The sequence below is a fragment of the Vibrio sp. 10N.222.55.C6 genome, from assembly GCF_041473395.1.
GTDB lineage: Bacteria > Pseudomonadota > Gammaproteobacteria > Enterobacterales > Vibrionaceae > Vibrio > Vibrio crassostreae_C.
Map to the genome: position 1 here is coordinate 1 of NZ_JBFRSD010000375.1, position 616 is coordinate 616.

Below are 616 nucleotides of genomic sequence, written 5' to 3' on the forward strand. Positions count from 1 at the left end.
ATAATGCTCAGTTCTTGAACCTTGTTTAAAAGCTGGATGTAGATCTGTTGGTTTACTTCAACATCACGTGTCATACGTAGTACTTCACGTTGTGTTTTCGGCAGCTTTTGCACTTGCTTGTTCAGGCGCTCTCGCTCGCCCAACAACGTTTTACGCTTATCAATCAGTGACTTATACGCCGGGTGATCTTTAGTGAAACGCTGACTGATATCACTTTCTTTAAACGTCAGTTCATTCAATTGCGCTTCAAGCTCTACCATTACCTTCAGGGTTGATTGTGCTTCTAAACCCAAATCGATCGATTCGTTCTTTTGACGATAGTTGTTGAGTGTGTCTTCATAGCCCGTTAGCTCAGATTTAATACCAGGAAGGTGGCTTTCTAAGAACTCTAGGCTCTTCTCTGCTTCCGCAGAATTACGTTTCACGTTTTGTAAGAAGTAAGTCTGACTAATATGATTAAGAATTTCAGAAATCTGCTGCTTGTTTTCCCCTTCAAAGCTTAGCTTCAGAATACCGGTTTGCTTTCCTTGCTCAGAAAGAGACAAAGAAGATTTCAGCCATTCGATCGCTTGCAATCGGCTACGTTGGCCAATCGAGAATTCAAAACCGTTATGAG

Annotated in this window: 1 protein-coding gene; it reads right to left on the bottom strand. The window is 41.7% G+C overall.

What is annotated here, in order from left to right; translation table 11 throughout:
• A partial coding sequence (locus AB4486_RS24190; protein ID WP_372119171.1) for a GNVR domain-containing protein occupies nucleotides 1-616 on the bottom strand: 616 nt, incomplete at both ends.